The 14,780-nt window shown below is 64.6% G+C and carries 13 protein-coding genes; 5 read left to right on the plus strand and 8 right to left on the minus strand.

The features are described 5' to 3' along the window. Nucleotides 1-19: 19 nt before the first annotated feature. The 4 genes from PMN64_RS19430 (at nt 20) to PMN64_RS19445 (ending at nt 3,906) form a co-directional block, all read left to right on the plus strand. Nucleotides 20-1,036, plus strand: coding sequence for an NAD-dependent epimerase (locus PMN64_RS19430; RefSeq protein ID WP_028338350.1), 1,017 nt, complete (start codon nt 20-22; stop codon nt 1,034-1,036). Between the two features lie 228 nt (nt 1,037-1,264). Continuing rightward, nucleotides 1,265-2,326, plus strand: a complete 1,062-nt coding sequence (locus tag PMN64_RS19435; RefSeq protein ID WP_229158739.1) for a Gfo/Idh/MocA family protein — start codon at nt 1,265-1,267, stop codon at nt 2,324-2,326. Further along, nucleotides 2,323-2,790 (plus strand): acyltransferase, encoded by a 468-nt coding sequence (locus PMN64_RS19440; RefSeq protein WP_411781779.1) that lies wholly within the window; start codon nt 2,323-2,325, stop codon nt 2,788-2,790. The genes PMN64_RS19435 and PMN64_RS19440 overlap by 4 nt, the downstream gene beginning before the upstream one ends. Nucleotides 2,791-2,808: 18 nt before the next feature. Continuing rightward, entirely contained in the window at nt 2,809-3,906 is a 1,098-nt protein-coding gene (locus PMN64_RS19445) for a DegT/DnrJ/EryC1/StrS family aminotransferase (protein ID WP_411781780.1), read from the plus strand. Nucleotides 3,907-3,941: 35 nt separating this feature from the next. Here the strand turns inward: PMN64_RS19445 and PMN64_RS19450 are convergent, their stop codons facing one another. Next, nucleotides 3,942-4,472 carry an HAD family hydrolase gene (locus tag PMN64_RS19450; protein WP_411781781.1) on the minus strand — a complete coding sequence of 177 codons (531 nt, stop codon included), beginning with the start codon at nt 4,470-4,472 and terminating at the stop codon, nt 3,942-3,944. A gap of 104 nt (nt 4,473-4,576) precedes the next feature. Continuing rightward, complete coding sequence (locus PMN64_RS19455) at nt 4,577-5,800, minus strand: phenylacetate--CoA ligase family protein (protein WP_411781782.1); 1,224 nt, start codon at nt 5,798-5,800, stop codon at nt 4,577-4,579. A 95-nt stretch (nt 5,801-5,895) separates the two neighbouring features. Between PMN64_RS19455 and PMN64_RS19460 the strand changes: the two genes are divergently transcribed. Further along, on the plus strand, nt 5,896-7,047 hold the full coding sequence (locus PMN64_RS19460) for an AGE family epimerase/isomerase (protein ID WP_411781783.1): 1,152 nt from the start codon (nt 5,896-5,898) through the stop codon (nt 7,045-7,047). Between the two features lie 64 nt (nt 7,048-7,111). Here the strand turns inward: PMN64_RS19460 and PMN64_RS19465 are convergent, their stop codons facing one another. The 6 genes from PMN64_RS19465 to PMN64_RS19490 all read right to left on the minus strand — a co-directional run bounded on the left by PMN64_RS19465 (nt 7,112) and on the right by PMN64_RS19490 (nt 14,360). Beyond that, nucleotides 7,112-7,951, minus strand: a complete 840-nt coding sequence (locus PMN64_RS19465) for an ABC transporter ATP-binding protein (protein WP_411781784.1) — start codon at nt 7,949-7,951, stop codon at nt 7,112-7,114. Between the two features lie 130 nt (nt 7,952-8,081). Beyond that, the gene (locus tag PMN64_RS19470) at nt 8,082-9,365 is read right to left on the minus strand and encodes an ABC transporter substrate-binding protein (RefSeq protein WP_411781785.1); all 1,284 of its coding nucleotides are present in this window, start codon (nt 9,363-9,365) and stop codon (nt 8,082-8,084) included. A gap of 60 nt (nt 9,366-9,425) precedes the next feature. Further along, the gene (locus PMN64_RS19475; RefSeq protein ID WP_411781786.1) at nt 9,426-10,499 is read right to left on the minus strand and encodes a branched-chain amino acid ABC transporter permease; all 1,074 of its coding nucleotides are present in this window, start codon (nt 10,497-10,499) and stop codon (nt 9,426-9,428) included. 3 nt (nt 10,500-10,502) lie between these two features. Further along, entirely contained in the window at nt 10,503-11,396 is an 894-nt protein-coding gene (locus PMN64_RS19480) for a branched-chain amino acid ABC transporter permease (protein WP_028343071.1), read from the minus strand. A 217-nt stretch (nt 11,397-11,613) separates the two neighbouring features. Next, nucleotides 11,614-13,542 (minus strand): long-chain fatty acid--CoA ligase, encoded by a 1,929-nt coding sequence (locus PMN64_RS19485; RefSeq protein ID WP_411781787.1) that lies wholly within the window; start codon nt 13,540-13,542, stop codon nt 11,614-11,616. Continuing rightward, nucleotides 13,539-14,360 (minus strand): ABC transporter ATP-binding protein, encoded by an 822-nt coding sequence (locus tag PMN64_RS19490; RefSeq protein ID WP_411781788.1) that lies wholly within the window; start codon nt 14,358-14,360, stop codon nt 13,539-13,541. The genes PMN64_RS19485 and PMN64_RS19490 overlap by 4 nt, the downstream gene beginning before the upstream one ends. Nucleotides 14,361-14,780 lie beyond the last annotated feature (420 nt).

The following is a 14,780-nucleotide window of genomic DNA, read 5'->3' on the forward strand; positions in this document are numbered from 1 at the left end:
AACAATGGCTGAGAAAGCGATGTCGCACGATACACCACTGGTCACTGGAGCTGCCGGGTTCATTGGCTTTCATGTTGCCCAGCGCCTCTTGGCGGCGGGCCGCAAGGTCGTCGGCCTGGACATCGTCAACGACTATTACGATCCTCAACTGAAGGAAGCACGTCTCGAGATCCTGAAGCGCGACCCGAACTTCACTTTTGTGAAGCTCGATTTGACTGATCGCGCGGGTATCAAGTCGCTCTTTGCCGCGTATCGTTTTCCTGTCGTTGTCCATCTCGCCGCCCAAGCCGGCGTGCGCTACTCGCTGGAGCATCCACATGCCTATGTGGATGCAAACCTGGAAGGCTTCATCAATATTCTTGAAGGATGTCGCCACAACGGGTGCGGACACTTGCTGTTTGCATCATCGTCATCGGTCTACGGCAGCAATACAAAACTGCCCTTCTCGGTGCATGACAATGTCGACCATCCGATCAGCCTGTACGCCGCGTCAAAGAAGGCCAATGAGTTGATGGCGCACTCGTACAGCCATCTGTACGGCATCCCTGCTACCGGCCTGCGGTTCTTCACGGTCTATGGTCCGTGGGGCCGCCCGGACATGGCCATGTTCATTTTCGCGAAAGCGATTTTGAGTGAAACGCCGATCAAATTGTTCAACAACGGTGATATGCGCCGTGACTTCACTTTTGTTGACGATATCGCCGAAGCGATCATCCGCCTCATGGCGCGGCCACCTCAGGGGCAATCAATCCCCCCCACAGCCGCGCCCGATCCTTCGAGCAGCAGGGCGCCCTGGAAGATCTACAATATCGGCAACAATAACCCCGAGGAGCTCTTGCACGTCGTCTCTCTGCTGGAGAAGGAGCTCGGCCGGAAAGCAATCAGGGAACTGCTTCCGATGCAGCCCGGCGATGTGCCGGCGACCTATGCAGACATTGAAGATCTGGCGCGGGACATCGGATTTCGGCCTGCGACCAGCATCGAGGATGGGATCGCGCGATTTATCAAGTGGTACCGCGAGTACCACAAGGTTTGACAGCGAGCCGACATTCGGGCGTCGGCGCGGATCGGGCTTGCTCCCCACTGCCCGGCGACGAACATGGCGGAATCGGCGTGCCGTCCGCCACCTGATCGGCGCATGGCCTTGCTTTATCCCGGGTTTTCTGGGTAATGGAACGCTACCGTGCGGCTCGCAAGGCCGCTTGTTCCCTCGGCTCTTCGGCTGGTTGACTGGCCAGCCACGAGACAAGACAGGGCCTGTTGCATGATCAGATTTGGCCTGCTCGGGTGCGGGCGTATCGCCAAGCGTCACTCGGATCTCCTGGGTGGCAATCACATCGAAGGAGCGAGCCTGGTCGCGGTCTGCGATCCGATCCGCGCGCGCGCCGATGCGGTTGCCGGGAAGTTCGGCGTTGCGGCCCATTACGACATGGACGAATTCCTGGCGCGGAAGGACATCGATGCCATCGCCGTGCTGACGCCGAGCGGTCAGCACCCCGCGCATGTGATCGCCTGCGCGAGGGCCGGCAAGCACGTCGTGGTCGAGAAGCCGATGGCGCTGCGTCTGCAGGACGCCGACGACATGATCCGGGCCTGCGACCAGGCCGGCGTCAAGATGTTCATCGTCAAGCAGAACCGCTTCAACGTGCCGGTAGTCAAGGCGCGCGAGGCGCTCGACGCCGGCCGCTTCGGCAAGCTCATCCTGGGGACGGTCAGGGTGCGCTGGTGCCGCGACCAGGCCTATTACGACCAGGACGATTGGCGCGGCACCTGGGCCTATGACGGCGGCGTGCTGACCAATCAGGCGAGCCACCATGTCGACATGCTGGAGTGGTTCTTCGGCGACGTCGTGAGCGTGCATGCGCGCGCGGCAACGGCGCTGGCCAATATCGAAACCGAGGATACAGCCGTCGCAACGCTGAAGTTCCGCAACGGCGCGCTCGGGATCATCGAGGCGACCACCGCAGCGCGCCCGACGGATCTCGAGGGCTCGCTCTCGATCCTGGGCGAAAAGGGCACGGTCGAGATTTCGGGCTTTGCGGTCAACCAGATCCGGCACTGGCGCTTTGTCGACGAGCTGCCGTCCGACAAGGACGTCGTGGAGAAGTTCTCGGTCAACCCGCCCAACGTCTACGGCTTCGGCCATCAGGCCTATTATCACCATGTGGTCGATTGCCTCGAGAACCAGCGCGCCGCGCTGGTCGACGGGCTCGAGGGCCGCAAGAGCCTGGAGCTGATCTCGGCCCTCTACGAGTCGATCGAGACCGGCGAGGAAGTCGCGCTGCGCTTCACGCCACGGCTAAGCCGGCTGGGCGTCGCTTCGTGAACCGGCCGGACGTGCATCAGGCCAGCGTGCGCGATGTCGCGTTCGGCGAACGCGTCAAGATCGTCGAGCCCTGCAACCTCTATGGCTGCAAGCTCGGCGACGACTGCTTCGTTGGCCCCTTCACCGAAATCCAGAAGGGCGTGATCGTCGGGGCGCGCACCCGCGTGCAATCGCATGCCTTCGTCTGCGAGCTCGTCTCCATCGGCGAGGATTGTTTCATCGGTCACGGTGTGGTGTTCGTCAACGACACGTTCTCCACCGGCGGCCCGGCGCGTGGACGCAAGGAGCTGTGGCGCGAGACGGTGATCGGCAACCGGGTGTCGATCGGCTCCAATGCGACGATCATGCCGGTCAGGATCGTCGACGACGTCGTCATCGGCGCCGGATCGGTGGTGACCAAGGACATCACGACGCCAGGCACCTATGCTGGCAATCCGGCGCGCCGGCTGCTGACGAGCCAATAGGGCAACAGGGGAATTTCGATGGCGGTGCCGTATGCCGACCTGCAACTGCAATACCAGTCCATCAAGGGCGAAATCGACGCTGCGATCGCCGGCGTGATCCGCGACAACGCCTTCATCCGCGGCAGCTATGTCGACGCCTTCGAGCGCGAATTTGCAGCGGCGGCCGAGGTCGCTCATTGCGTGTCCTGCGCCAACGGCACCGACGCGCTTTACCTTGCCATGCGGGCGCTGAAGGTGAAGCCGGGCGACGAGGTGATCACGACGGCGCATTCATGGATCTCGACCGCGGCGATGATCACCCATTCCGGTGCCACCGTCGTCTTCTGCGACACCGACGAGGCGACGTTCACGATCGATCCGGCGGCCATCGAGGCTGCGATCACGCCGCGCACGGTCGGCATCATCCCGGTGCATCTGTACGGCCAGCCCGCGGATATGGACGCGATCATGGCGATCGCGCAGAAGCACAAGCTGTGGGTGATCGAGGATTGCGCCCAGGCCCATCTCGCGCGCTACAAGGGCCGCATGGTCGGCACCTTCGGCGAGGCCGCGACCTATTCATTCTATCCCGGCAAGAATCTCGGCGCGATGGGCGATGCCGGCGCGGTCGTCACCAACGACGCGGCGCTCGCCGGGCAGATGGCGATGCTGGCGCGCCATGGTGGACTGGTGAAGCACCAGCACCACATCGAAGGCATCAACAGCCGGCTCGACGGCATGCAGGCGGCGATCCTCTCGGCCAAGCTGCCGCATCTTGCCGCCTGGACCGAGGCCCGGCAGGCCGCGGCCGAGGTCTACGATGCCGGCCTCAACCAGATCGAGGATGTCGTGGTGCCCGAGGTCGCGCCGGCACGCAGCCACGTCTATCACCTCTACACGATCAGGCATCCGCGCCGTGACGCGCTCGCCGCCCATCTCAACGCCAACGGCGTGCAGACCGCCATCAACTATCCCACCGCGCTGCCGTTGCTGCCGGCTTATGCGCGGTTCGAGCATCGGCCGGAGCAGTTCCCCAACGCGCATCGCGATCAGGGCCGGATTCTCTCGCTGCCGATGTTCGCCGAGATCACGCGCCAGCAGCAGGACGAGGTGATCGAGCTGATCCGGAAGTTCTGATCGGGATCGCGGCCTCGTGCCTGACGCTGTGGTCGTCAGCTCCCGAGCAGCAGAGGCCTCAGGAATTTTTCCAGATTGGAGCCTGAGAACAGGTAGCCCTTCAGCCCGGCCGCACGTGCCGCCTCGAGATCCGTCGGCTGATCGCCGACCAGGAAGCTGCGTTCGACGTCGACCGGAAAGCGTTCCAGCAGATCATTGATCATGCCCGGCGATGGTTTGCGGCGGTGGCTGACCTGCCGATATCGTTCAACCGTCCCTTCAGGATGGAACGGGCAGTATTCAAAGGCGTCGATATGCGCGCCGATCCTGCCGAGCTCATCGGCCATCCAGTCGTGAAGCTGCCGGACGTGTGTCTCCTCGTAGAGACCTCTTGCGACGCCGGACTGGTTGGTCACGACGAACGCAAAATACCCCATGTCGTTGACCGCCTTGACCGCCTCGCGCGCGCCGTCGATCCAGACCAGCCTGTGGCTTTCGAACAGGTAACCGATGTCCTGGTTCAGGACGCCGTCCCGATCGAAGAAGACGGCCGGCCTTCGCGGCTGATCTCCGGAAGCACTGCTCATGAGGTGATGATCCGTCCGTCTCCACGGGGCACGAGCCGGCTCAATAGTTCACAACGCCGCGCGCGACAAATGCGGACTGATCGAACGCCGGGTGATCTCAAGGCCTAACGCTCGTCTGCAATCACCTTGCCGTCGTTCGGTAGCGAGCCGGTGCCGACCAGCTCGACGGTGCCGCCGAGCTTTGTCACGGCACGCAGCGTTGCCGCGATGTCGCTCTGCAGGGCATCCGCCGCCGAGGCACATTCGGCCCTCAGCGTCATGGCGTCGGCCTCGCCGGCGCGCGTGACGACAAGGCGCAGCCGTCCAAGCTCGGGATGGCGCTTGCCGATCTCCGCGATCTGCTCGGGTCGCACGAACATCCCCTTCACTTTGGTGGTCTGGTCGGCGCGGCCCATCCAGCCCTTGATGCGCATGTTGGTGCGTCCGCAGCGGCTTGCGCCGGGCAGGGCGGCGGTCAGATCGCCGAGCGCGAGGCGGATCCACGGATGATGCGGATCGAGCGAGGTCACCACGATCTCGCCGACGTCCCCCGGCGCAACCGGATCGCCGGTGCCGGGCTTGAGGATCTCCAGGATCAAATCCTCATTGACCGTCATTCCCTCGCGCGCTGCCGTCTCGAACGCGATCAGGCCGAGATCGGCGGTGCCGAAGGCCTGGTAAGCCTCGACGCCGCGCGACTTCATCTCCTCCTGCAGCGATTTCGGAAATGCCGCGCCTGAGACCAGCGCGCGCTTGATCGAGGATACGTCGCGGCCGGCGGTGGCGGCGGCGTCGAGCAGGATCTTCAGGAAATCCGGGGTGCCGCTATAGCCGACCGGGCGATAGGCCTCGATCAGCTCGAATTGCTGCTCGGTGTTGCCGGGGCCCGCCGGGATCACCGCACAGCCGAGCGCCCGCGCCGAGGCGTCGAAGATGAAGCCTCCGGGGGTGAGGTGATAGCTGAAGGTGTTCAGCACCACATCCCCCTCACGGAAGCCCGCCGCAAACAGCGCCCGGGCGCCGCGCCAGGGATCCGCCTGGCGGCCCTCCGGCTCGAAGATCGGTCCCGGCGAGGTGAACAGCCGGGCGAACGAGCCGGGCGTGTCGGCCACGAAGCCGCCGAATGGCGGGGCGGCTGTGTGCAGGGCCGGCAGTTCCGACTTACGGAGCACCGGCAGCCCCGCCAGCGCCTCCCGGCTGGTGATGGAGGCGGGGTCGGTGCCCCTCAGCAAATTGGCATAGGCGGGCGCTGCCATCGCCTTGCGCAGCACCTCGGGCAGCCGGGCGAACAACGCGGCCTCGCGCTCGGCCGGATCGCGCGTTTCAAGGGCGTCGTAATGGTCGGTCATGGCAGGTCCTTGAGAGGATGTGCGCGGGTTGCGTGCCAGTCCGCCCGTGCTATCAGACGGTGACCGCTGACATTGGGACGGTTCCAGGGAGCACGATGGCTGAGGCAGAAAGCGTTGCGGCGGACGGGGCCGCCGACGTCGTAGCGAGGCTGAAGCGCCGCGTCGTCGACCAGGCCCTGCCGCTGTGGTCGACCGCAGGCTGGGACAGCATCGCCGGCGGCTTTGTCGACCGGCTGCACCAGGACGGGACAGCCGACCGCACCGCCCCGCGCCGGATTATGGTGCAGGCCCGCCAGATCTATTGCTACGCCAAGGCGGCCCAGCTGGGCTGGTATCCGGAAGGGCGCGCGGTCGCGCTGAAGGGGCTGGACTACCTGCTGGCCAAGGCCAAGGCGCCGGACGGCCGGCCCGGCTTCGTCTACAGTCTGACGGCCGAGGGCGGCGTGCACGATCCGCTGCGCGACACCTACGGCCACGCCTTCGTGCTGCTTGCGCTCGCGACCGCCTACGGCCTCGACCAGGACGCCCAGATCCGCGCCGAGATCGACGCGCTGCTGTCGTTCCTCGATACCCAGCTGCGCTCGCCCCATGGCGGCTTCCACGAGGGGCTGCCGCCCTCGATGCCGCGCCGGCAGAACCCGCAGATGCATCTGTTCGAGGCGATGATCGCCTGCTTCGACGCGACCCACGATTTGTCGTTCCAGAACCGCGCCGGCGATTTCTTCGCACTGTTCCTCGCCAACCTCTACGACAAGCAGACGCGCACCCTCGGCGAATATTTCGAGGAGGACTGGTCGAAGATCCCGCCGGTCAGCGTCGAGCCCGGCCACCTCGCGGAATGGGTCTGGCTGCTGAAGGGATTCGAGCGGATCACCGGCTGCCCGACCGGGCGCCCGCGCGGCGAGCTGCTGGCTTCGGCGCTGCGCTATCGCGACGCGGCCACCGGCTGCTTGGTCGACGAGGGCGACGCCGAGGGCAACATCCGCCGCCACACACGGCGGCTGTGGCCCCAGAGCGAGCTGGCGAAGGCGTGGATCGCGCAGGCCGAGTCGGGCGAAGCCGGCGCGGCGGACGAGGCGCGTGCGGCGCTGGTGCTGCTCGAGCGGCACTATCTCGGCCATGCCGTGGCCGGCGGCTGGTACGACCAGTTCGACCGCGACGGCAATTCGCTGGTCGACACGATCCCGGCGTCGTCGTTCTATCATGTGCTCTGCGCGGTCACTGAAGCCGAGCAGGTGCTCGGATAGAACCGCCTTCCTGGTCTGACGCGTTTTCTGCACACGCAACTCCGCCCGAAAACGCTCGCTATCCTCACAGCCAGCGCTTGCGCCGCTTGAAGCTCTTCAGGTTCTTGAAGCTCTTGCGCTGGTCGCCGGCGCCGCCGAGGTAGAATTCCTTGACGTCCTCGTTGTCGCGCAGCTCGTCGGCGGAGCCGTCGAGCACGACCTTGCCCTGTTCCATGATGTAGCCGTGGCTCGCGACCGAGAGCGCGGCGCGCGCATTCTGCTCGACCAGGAGGATCGTGACGCCGAGATCGCGGTTGATCTCCTTGATGATCGCGAACACTTCCTTGACGAGCAGCGGCGACAGCCCCATCGACGGCTCGTCCATCAGGATCATCTTCGGACGGGCCATCAGCGCGCGGCCGATCGCGAGCATCTGCTGTTCGCCGCCGGAGAGATAGCCGGCGAGGCCGGTGCGCTCCTTCAGGCGCGGGAAATACTTGAACACCATGTCGATGTCATCGGAGACCTCGCCGTCGCGCCGGGTGAAGGCGCCGAGCCGCAGGTTCTCCAGCGACGTCATGTCGGCGACGATGCGGCGGCCTTCCATCACCTGGAAGATGCCGCGGCGGACGATCTTGTCCGGATCGATGCCGTTGATGCGCTGGCCCTCGAACAGGATCTCGCCGCGGGTGACCTCGCCGTCCTCGGTCTTGAGCAGGCCGGAGATCGCCTTCAGCGTGGTCGACTTGCCGGCGCCGTTGGCGCCGAGCAGCGCCACGATCGCGCCCTTCGGCACCTCGAGGCTGAGGCCGCGCAGCACCAGGATGACGTCGTCATAGACGACCTCGATGTTGTTGGCGCTGAGCAGCGGCGGCGGCGGGATTGCCGTCGGCCCCGGGCGGGTGGCTTCGAGGGTTTCGTTCATGGTCTGTGTTACCCTTCGACGTCATTGCCGGGCTTGACCCGGCAATCCATCGATCGGAATACGTCTTCGCTTGATGGATGCGCGGGTCGAGCCCGCGCATGACGATGTGTGGACGTGATCGGCTGCCGCCTCACCACCCGAACCATTCCGGCTTGCGCGGCAGGTCGACGGTCTTCACCTTCTCGAGCTTGATCGTGCCCTTGCCCATCAGGTCGTTGATGTCGCCATCGGTCGCGCCCGAGACCTTCGAGCGATACAGGTCGACCTTCGTGGTCGGGCGGTGATCCTTCTCGGTCCAGGTCGACGGATTGCAGACGCCGTCCATGCCGGCCGGCACCCAATCCTTCTTCTGGTAGAAGCCCTTGGCGACGTTCTCGCCGGTGGCGCCGCCGTTCTTGGCGGCCCAGTCGAGCGCTTCCTTCAGATAGAGCGCGCTGCAGACCGCGGCGATGTAGTGCACCGGCCGATAGACCTTGCCGGACGGGTCGGACATCTTGGAGATTTCCATCACCGTCTTCATGCCGGGGGCGTTGCCGCCCCAGCTCACCGCCGTGCGGAGCGGGAAAATCACGCCGTCGGCTGCATCGCCGGCGGTCTTGGCCGCGTTCTCGTCCATGCCCCAGACATTGCCGAGGAACTGGACGTCGACGCCGGCGGTCTTGCAGGCCTTCAGCACCGAGATGTTGGAGGCCGCCGTGTTGCCGAGATAGGCATAGTTCGCGCCGGAGCTTTTCAGGCTCAGACACTGCGCCGAGTAGTCGCCGGGGGAGAGCGCGAATACCAGCGGCGGCAACACTTCGAAGCCGAGCTCGGTCGCCAGCGCTTCACCGGCCGCCTTCGGCGCGTTCGGATACGGATGGTTGGCGCCCATGTGGACGAATTTCGGCTTGCCGGGCTTGCCCTTGGCCTTCCAGTCCTCGGCGGCCCAGGTCAGCATCGCGCGCATCGAGTCCGAATAGCTCGGGCCGTAGAAGAAATTGTACGGCGCGGGCTTGGCCTTGCCGCTGGTGCCTTCCGGATCGGTCAGCGCGGCGGCGTAGGAGCCGGAGATGTCCGGGATCTTGTCCTGCGCCAGGAAGCCGGTGAGGGCCTCGGTATCCGCCGTGCCCCAGCCCATGATCGCCGCGACCTTGCCATCGGGCGCCGACCACTTCTTGTAGAGCGCGATGGCGCGCGGCACCTGGTAGCCATAGTCGTTGCTGTCGACATTGAGCTGCTTGCCGCCGACGCCGCCGTTCTTGTTGACCCAGGCGAAGGTGTCGGCGACGCCCTGGCCATAGGGGGTGCCGACGTCGGACGTGCCGCCCGAGAGGTCCTGCAGATGGCCGATGGCGATCTGCGCCTGCGCGGTGGCGGCCGCGCTGCTGATCAGCAGCGCAACGGAGACCGAGCTCAAAAGGGATCTAATCGTCATTTTTGCTTTCCTCCTGCTTATTCGTTGAACCGAATTTTGAGTTGCGTTCCGTGCCTTGCGTCAATGCGAGAACGGGTAGAGCTTCCAGTAGGCCTTGATCTGCCTCCAGCGATGCGCGAGGCCGTCCGGCTCGAACATCAAGAAGCCGATGATGATCAGGCCGATCGCGATCTCGCGCAGGAAGGTGATGTTGTTGTTGAGCTGCAGCGCCTTGTCGATGGCGCCGCCCTTCAGCCACGCGCTCAGCCATTCCATCGATTCCGGCAGCAGCACCACGAAGGCCGTGCCCATCAGCGTGCCCATCACCGAGCCGGTGCCGCCGATGATGACCATGGCGAGGAACAGCACCGAGCGCTCGATGCCAAAACCTTCCTGCGAAACCACGAGCTGATAGTGCGCGTAGAGCGCGCCGGCGATGCCGGCAAAGAAGGCGGCAAGCCCGAACGACAGCGTCCGGTACTTGGTGAGGTTGATACCCATGATCTCGGCGGAGAGATAGTGATCGCGGATCGCGACCAGCGCGCGGCCGTCGCGGGTGCGCATCAGATTGGTGACGAGCAGGTAGCTGATCACCACGTAGGCGAGCACGACGTAGAAATACTGCCGGTCGCCGCGCAGGGTGTAGCCGAAGATCGAGAACGGGTTGGCGCTGGCGGGCACCGAGCCGCCCGAGAACCATTCGGCGCGCGAGAAGAAGTCGAGCAGGATGTACTGCGCGGCGAGCGTTGCGATCACGAGATAGAGTCCCTTCAGCCGCGCCGCCGGCACGCCGAAGATCAGCCCGACCAGTGCCGTGACGACGCCGGCGAGGGGAATGGCGAAGAACACCGGGATCGACGCGTTGTTGGAGATGTAGGCCGAGGTAAACGCGCCGAACAGGAAGAACGCGGCGTGGCCGATCGAGATCTGGCCGGTGAAGCCGACCAGCACGTTGAGGCCGAGGGCCGCGATCGCGAAGATGCCGATCTGGATCGCGATCGAGAGCAGGTAGTTGGACAGCAGCATCGGCGCGAAGCAGGCGAGCACAATGCCGAGGATCGCGAAATTGCGGCTGGTTGCGGTCGGGAAGACCGTGGTGTCGGCCGCATAGCTGGTGCGGAAATCGCCCGAGGGGATGAGTGTGCTTGTCGCCATTGATCAGACCCGCTCAATATCCTTGGTGCCGAACAGGCCGTACGGCTTGATCATCAGGATGATGATCAGGACGTAGAACGGCGCGATCTCGTAGAGATTGCCCCAGTGCAGGTACTGGCTGTCGACATACTGGGCGACGTTTTCCAGCAGCCCGATGATGATGCCGCCGAGCACGGCGCCGCCGACCGAGTCGAGCCCGCCCAGGATCGCGGCCGGAAACACCTTGATGCCGTAGGCGGAGAGGCCGGACGACACGCCGTTGACCACGGCGACCACGACACCGGCGACCGCCGAGACGGTGGCCGAGATCGCCCACGCCATCGCGAACACGTTCTTGACGGAAATGCCGAGCGACTGCGCGACCTGCTGGTTGAAGGCGGTGGCGCGCATCGCAAGGCCGTATTTGGAGGCGCGGAAGAACCAGGCCATGCCGACCATCATGGCGAGCGAGACCACGAGGCTCATGACATAGACGGTCTGGATCTGCAGTCCGAACAGGCTGACCGACTGGCTCTGGAACACGCGCGGAAACGGCTGCGGGTTGACGCCGAAGATCCACTTCAGCGCGGCCTGGAACACCGTCGACAGGCCGATCGTCACCATGATCACGGAGATGATGGGCTCGCCGATCATCGGACGCAGGATCACGACCTGGATCGCGATGCCGAAGATGAACATGAAGACCAGCGTGATCGGCATGCCGACCCAGAACGGCACCTGATACTTCGTCAGCAGCGCCCAGCACACCCAGGCGCCGACCAGCAGCAATTCGCCCTGCGCGAAGTTCACGACCTGCGTCGCCTTGTAGATCAGCACGAACGACATCGCGACCACGCCGTAAAGCGTGCCGACCACGAGGCCGTTGACGATCAACTGGATCAGGAACTGGGTGTTCATGGGGTACGGTCGCTCCGGACTGCGGCGCCAGCACCCTCTCCCCTTGCGGGAGAGGGTGGCTTCGCAAAGCGAAGCCGGGTGAGGGGTTGTCTCCGCATCGGGATCGTGGAGAGGGTACCCCTCACCCAAGCGAGTTCGTGTCGACTAACGGTGTAGCCCTCTCCCACAAGGGGAGAGGGCACATTCATGAGCACCGCGTTCTGGTCGCGCAACACAGTCATTCCGCGGCCTCCGCGATCACGGCGCGGCCGAGGTCGACGACCTCGAGCGTGGTGCGGACGCGCTGGATCGAGCCGTCCTGGAAGCGGATCACGGTGTCGACGGGGATGGTGGCCTTGCCGCGGTAGATCGCATCGATGATGTCGGCGTATTTCTCGTTGATCACGCCGCGGCGGACTTTTCGGGTCCGGGTCAGCTCGCCGTCATCGGCATCGAGCTCCTTGTAGAGCAGCAAAAAGCGCGAGATGCGTTGCGCCGGCGGCAGGGTGGCATTGACGGTCTCGACCTCATTCTTGAGCAGCGCATAGACTTCGGGCCGCGAGGACAGGTCGGTGTAGGTCGTGAACGAGATCCGGTTCTTCTCCGCCCATTTCGAGATGATCGAGTAGCGGATGCAAATCATCGCCGCGAGCGCGTCGCGGCCGGCGCCGAGCACCACCGCCTCGGCGACATAGGGCGAAAACTTCAGCTTGTTCTCGATATATTGCGGCGAGAAGCGTTCGCCGCGCGAGGTCTCGGCGAGATCCTTGATGCGGTCGATCACGACAAGCTGCCGGTTGTCGTTGTAGTAGCCGGCATCGCCCGAATGCATCCAGCCGTCCTTGATGTCGGCGACCGATGCTTCGGGGTTCTTGTAATAGCCGTGGAACATGTTCGGATGCCGCACCACGATCTCGCCGACGCCGTTGACGTCGGCATTGTCGATGCGGATCTCGATGCTGTCGGCCATCGGCACGCCGGTGGTGTCGGGATCGACCTTGCCTTCGGGATGCAGCGTGTAGGCGCCGAGCAGCTCGGTCTGGCCGTATAGCGTGCGCAGCGGCACGCCCATCGCCTGGAAGAACTTGAAGGTATCCGGCCCGAGCGCCGCGCCGCCGGTCGCCGCCGAGCGCAGCCGCGTGAAGCCGAGCCGGTCGCGCAGCGCACGGAACAAGAGCTGGTCGGCGAACACAGAACGCTTGCCCTCGGCGAGCGCCGCAAGGCCGGTCCTCATACCGAGGTCATAGAGCCGCTGCTTGAACGGCGAGGCGTCCATCACCCCGGCACGGACGTCGGCCGCGATCGATTCCCAGACTCGCGGCGCGAACAGCACGAAGGTCGGCGCGATCTCGCGGAAGTCGTGCATCATGGTGTCGGGCTCTTCGACGAAGTTGACCTTCATCCGGGAGAGCAGCCCTTTGCCCAGCGCGTAGATCTGTTCCATGATCCAGGGCAGCGGCAGCACCGATACATATTCGTCGTCGGGCCCCTTCGGATCGAAGGCGAGATAGGTCGCGCAGTGCCGCAGCACGCGCCCGGCAGAGAGCATCGCAAGCTTCGGGTTGGCCGTCGTGCCCGAGGTGGTGCAGAGGATCGCGACGTCCTCGCCCTTCGTAGCGTCGACCAGTCGCTCGTACAGTCCAGGCTCGCGCGCGGCGCGGTCGCGGCCCAGCGCAACGAGCTTGCTCGCCTCCATCAATCGCGGATCGTCGTATTTGCGCATGCCGCGCGGGTCGGAATAGACGATGTGCTTGAGGTGGGGCACGCGATCGGCCAGGCCGAGCAGCTTGTCGACCTGTTCCTCGTCCTCGGCGAAGACCAGCTTGGCCTCGCCATAGGTCAGGAGATAGGCGGCTTCCTCGTCGAGCACGTCGCGATAAAGACCGAGGCTCATCGCGCCAATCGCGTGGGCCGCGATCTCGGCGGCGACCCAGTCCGGCCGGTTGTCGCCGATAATGCCGATCACGTCGCCGCGGCCAAGCCCGAGCTCGACCATGCCGAGCGCGAAATCATGGGTGCGGGTCTGGTAGTCGTTCCAGGTGAATTCGCGCCACAACCCGAAATCCTTCTCGCGCAGCGCGATCTCCTGGCCGTGTTCCTTCGCGTTCAGGCGCAGCATCTTGGGAAAGGTGTCGGCCTGCGCGGCGCGACCGGCATAGTCCATCATGCGGCGCTCTCCCGCACCGCCGGCTTGTCGTCGGGATCGACCAGCGCCTCGTCCTCTTCGCCGAGATAGGCGCGCTTGACATGGGGATCGGCGAGCACGGTGGCCGGATCGCCCTCGGCGATCTTGCGGCCGAAGTCGAGCACCATGACGCGGTGGGAGATGTCCATCACGACGCCCATGTCGTGCTCGATCATCATCACCGTCATGCCGAACTCTTCGTTGAGATCGACGATGTAGCGCGCCATGTCTTCCTTCTCTTCGAAGTTCATGCCGGCCATCGGCTCGTCGAGCAGGATCAGTTGCGGCTCGAGCGCCATCGCCCGGGCTAGCTCGACGCGCTTGCGCAGGCCGTAGGGCAGAGTGCCGGCGGTCGCCTTGCGCACCGATTGCAGATCGAGGAAGTCGATGATCTCCTCGACCCTGCGGCGGTGCTCCAGCTCCTCGCGGCGCGCGCCGGTCAGCCAGTACAGCGATCCCGTGATGAAGTTGTTCTTCAGGAGGTGATGGCGGCCGACCATAATGTTGTCGAGCACGCTCATGTGGTGGAACAGCGCGAGATTCTGGAAGGTCCGGCCGATGCCGAGCCGGGGCCGCGCGTTCGGGTTGAGGCCGGTAATGTCCTGGCCGCGATAGAACAGCTGGCCTTCGGTCGGCCGGTAGCGGCCGGAGATACAGTTGACGATCGAGGTCTTGCCGGCGCCGTTCGGGCCGATGATGGAGAACAGCTCGCCCTCGTTGACGCCGAAGCTCACTTCGGTCAGCGCGCGGACGCCGCCAAAGCGCAATGAGACTCCGCGCACCTCGAGACTATTAGCCACCCTGTTCCCTCCAGATACGGGCGCTTTGGCGCGCTCTTTATCTTCGCTTCGATCTTACTCTTCGATCTTACATGGGCCGCCGAAGGGAGACCATCCGACTAATGATGCCTGCGTTCGGGAGCATCGCTTGACCCGATCGCCTGCGTCATGCGCGGTAACGCCGCACCCGCCTGCAAGCCCGTCTCTCGCGTCGTCCGCCTTCAGCGATCCATCAAGGAGCTGCGCGACGTTACGCGAGGTGGCTCTGAATACGAGAAAGCGATAGGTTGAATTGTCATGTGCCCGACATTTAGTCAGGAATTTTCGCTGGCATTCCAGGCCTCGGGTCCCTGGCTTCGCGCACGGCGTTGCTGCGGTGCAATATCGTTGCAGTATCTTGGGGAGGACGCCGTCGCTAGCATGATAGCTGCTGATTACCTG

Origin of the sequence: Bradyrhizobium sp. UFLA01-814, from assembly GCF_046718885.1 — a bacterium.
GTDB classification, from domain to species: Bacteria; Pseudomonadota; Alphaproteobacteria; order Rhizobiales; family Xanthobacteraceae; genus Bradyrhizobium; species Bradyrhizobium elkanii.